At 43.5% G+C, this 3,813-nt stretch carries 2 protein-coding genes; both read right to left on the reverse strand.

What is annotated here, in order from left to right:
* Positions 1–92: 92 nt before the first annotated feature.
* Complete coding sequence (gene nrdA, locus BCT81_RS26880) at positions 93–2,375, reverse strand: class 1a ribonucleoside-diphosphate reductase subunit alpha (protein WP_102426441.1); 2,283 nt, start codon at positions 2,373–2,375, stop codon at positions 93–95.
* 509 nt (positions 2,376–2,884) lie between these two features.
* The gene (ubiG, locus tag BCT81_RS26885) at positions 2,885–3,628 is read right to left on the reverse strand and encodes a bifunctional 2-polyprenyl-6-hydroxyphenol methylase/3-demethylubiquinol 3-O-methyltransferase UbiG (protein WP_102426442.1); all 744 of its coding nucleotides are present in this window, start codon (positions 3,626–3,628) and stop codon (positions 2,885–2,887) included.
* Between the last annotated feature and the right edge of the window lie 185 nt (positions 3,629–3,813).

Below are 3,813 nucleotides of genomic sequence, written 5' to 3' on the forward strand. Positions count from 1 at the left end.
ATCCTTTAAAGACTCGTTATAAAACGAACCCTGTTAATGCTTTAAACCCAGAGAAGATAACTTCTCTGGGGTCTTAATATTTTTACTGCGGTTTAGATCTTACAACCGCCGCCTTCACAATCTTCTTCCGGCACTGTTACTGCGTCGCCTTGGTCGTCTTTAGCACCATCACGAGTGTTATGGTAGTAAAGCGTCTTAACACCAAACTTGTAAGCAGTCAGTAGGTCTTGAAGCAGCTTCTTCATTGGTACTTTACCGCTATCGTAAACACTTGGATCATAGTTAGTGTTTGCAGAGATAGCTTGGTCAACGAATTTTTGCATGATACCCACTAGGTGCAGGTAACCGTCGTTAGAACCAATGTTCCAAAGTAGCTCGTAGTTTTCTTTAAGATTTAGGAAATCTGGAACCACTTGCTTCAGGATGCCGTCTTTCGATGCTTTCACTGATACGTAACCACGTGGTGGCTCGATACCGTTAGTCGCGTTCGAGATTTGAGACGAAGTCTCAGAAGGCATAAGCGCAGTTAGCGTAGAGTTACGCAGACCGTGCTCCATGATCTCTTCACGTAGCGCATCCCAATCGTAGTGCAGAGGCTCATCACATACTAAGTCGATATCTTTCTTGTAAGTATCGATTGGCAGTAGGCCTTTCGCGTAGTTAGTTTCGTGGAAAGATGGGCAACGGCCTTGCTCTTTCGCTAGTTCAACAGACGCTTTTAGTAGGTGGTATTGAATCGCTTCAAAAGTACGGTGAGTCAGGCCATTTGCACTGCCGTCAGAGTACTTAACACCATTCTTCGCTAGGTAGTATGCGTAGTTGATAACACCTACACCTAGAGTACGACGGTTCATTGTCGACTTGTATGCTGCTGGAAGCGGGTAATCTTGGTAATCAAGAAGTGCGTCTAGAGCACGAACAACCAGCTCAGAAAGCTCTGCTAGGTCATCCAGATCGTTGATTGCGCCAAGGTTAAATGCTGAAAGCGTACATAGTGCAATTTCGCCTTCGTCATCTTCTACGTTAGAAAGCGGCTTAGTCGGCAGCGCGATTTCTAGACATAGGTTCGATTGACGAACAGGTGCAACTTCAGAATCAAACGGGCTGTGTGTATTACAGTGGTCAACGTTCTGAATGTAGATACGACCAGTAGAAGCACGCTCTTGCATTAATAGAGAGAATAGCTCTACTGCTTTTACTGTTTCACGCTTGATTGACGGATCGTTTTCGTACTTAACGTACAGCTCTTCAAAACGCTCTTGGTTTTCGAAGAACGCATCGTATAGGCCAGGTACGTCAGATGGTGAGAACAGGCTGATGTTGCCGCCTTGAACTAGGCGAGAGTACATAAGCTTGTTCAGCTGTACGCCGTAATCCATGTGACGAACACGGTTCTCTTCAACACCACGGTTGTTCTTCAGTACTAGTAGAGACTGAACTTCACCGTGCCATAGCGGGTAGAATACCGTTGCTGCACCACCACGAACACCACCTTGCGAACAACATTTCACTGCTGTTTGGAAGTATTTGTAAAAAGGGATACAGCCTGTGTGGAACGCTTCACCACCGCGAATCTCAGAACCAAGTGCACGGATACGACCTGCGTTGATACCGATACCAGCACGTTGAGATACGTAACGAACAATTGAGCTTGCAGTTGCGTTGATAGAATCAAGGCTGTCACCACACTCGATCAGTACACAAGAACTGAATTGACGAGTAGGCGTACGTACACCAGACATGATCGGTGTAGGTAGAGAAATCTTAAACGTAGACGATGCGTCGTAAAAACGTTTGATGTAGTCAAGACGAGTCGATTTCGGGTATTTAGCGAATAGACACGCAGCAACTAGAATGTAAAGGAACTGAGCACTCTCGTAGATTTCTTTCGTTACACGGTTCTGCACGAAGTATTTACCTTCAAGCTGTTTAACCGCTGCGTAAGAAAAATCTAAGTCACGCTTGTGGTCGATGTACGAGTCAAGTTCATCGAACTCGGCCTTCGTGTAGTCTTCCATTAGGTGGCTATCGTATTTACCCATATCAACCAGTTTTGCAACGTGGTCGTAAAGAGCAGGTGGCTCGTATTCGCCGTACGCTTTCTTACGTAGGTGGAATACTGCAAGACGTGCTGCAAGATATTGGTAATCTGGAGTCTCTTCAGAGATTAGATCCGCTGCTGACTTGATGATTGTCTCATGGATATCAGTAGTGGTAATGCCATCGTAAAACTGAATGTGAGCTTTCAATTCTACTTGTGATACAGAAACATTGTGCAAGCCTTCAGCTGCCCATGTGATCACGCGATGGATTTTTTCTAAATCGATCGTTTCTTTGCGCCCGTTACGCTTAGTAACAGTAAGTTGTTGGTTCATTCTGCTTAATTTCCCTAACAAAACTGAACAAGGCCGTGTTTTTGTCTATTTCTGTGTAATTTTTGTAAATTACGTTTCGGCTTTGTGATCTTGGTCTACCCATACATTGTAGTTCAAACACAACATATAGGGGTCATTTGTTTGTTGGGTTACAAGATAGTGCTACAACTGATATTTTTCAAGGCAAAGAAATGGGGTTGCTTGTGGATAAGTGGTGGATTGAAAAAAAACTGTAAGTGACCACTAACTGATGAGGTTAGATGTCACTTGATTGTATAAAACTCGCCTTTTAAGGATGCTTTATTTTTGCACGCCGATAAAAAAAAATCCCTTGATCTTTGGGCAAAATGAGCGATGGATTTTCGGCGATTAAATTTAAATCTAGGTGGTCAAAATGGAAGCTGGCGCACGAAATTTAGACTGAAAAAAGTTGCAAAGTTATGGTAATTGCAACTCTTTTCATTAGTCTTTTTTATTAAAAAATTTTGCGGTTGATTTATTGATATTTGTTAGGCGAAATTTTTAGTGTGAACTATGTAGTTAACGTCAACGTTTTGCCCTAAACGGTAACTGTCTGTTAACGGATTATAGTGTAGGCCAGTGATGCCTAATTCCTGAAGGGGGGTGTTGTCTATCATCTTGATAAGTTCAGCTGGGCGAATGAACTTGTCATGCTCGTGCGTGCCTTCAGGAACAATTCTAAGCAGTTTCTCTGCGCCAACAATAGCGAACAAGTAAGATTTGAAATTACGGTTCAGCGTAGAGAAGAATACGTGTCCACCCGGTTTTACCAATTTTGAACAAGCAGTAATCACAGATTGTGGGTCTGGAACGTGCTCCAGCATTTCCATACATGTCACCACATCGTAAGTTTGTGGATTTTGCTCTGCATGGTCTTCAATCGTGCTTTGGATGTAATCTAGCTTGGTACCGGTTTCTAGAGCGTGAAGACGAGCTACTTCTAGTGGCTCTTTGCCCATGTCTAAGCCAGTGACTACTGCACCTTCAACAGCCATGCTCTCCGCTAAAATACCGCCGCCGCAGCCAACATCGAGGACTTTCTTACCAAACAAGCCTTCGGTTTTTTCTAGCACGTAATTTAGGCGAAGTGGGTTGATTTGGTGTAGAGGCTTAAACTCGCCTTCGAGATCCCACCAGCGTGACGCCATGTCTTCGAATTTCTTAATTTCTGCTGGGTCTACGTTCTGTGATTTAGTCATAATCGGCATTTCCAAGTTAAATAATGCATCCATGAAATTGCAGGCATTATAACTTGCCTTTTCGTGCTGACCAGAAGATCTACAATTTTGCGAATTTATTGGATGTAAAGTGACCATGTTTCAGCGAGATATGATGCTGAGGTGCAATTTCTCATCAATTGATTGGCTACAAGGGTCACAAGATGGTAAAAGGATAGGGAAAGTGATGCCTCCGTAGG

The organism is Vibrio sp. 10N.261.52.A1 (genome assembly GCF_002876325.1).
Lineage (GTDB): Bacteria > Pseudomonadota > Gammaproteobacteria > Enterobacterales > Vibrionaceae > Vibrio > Vibrio chagasii.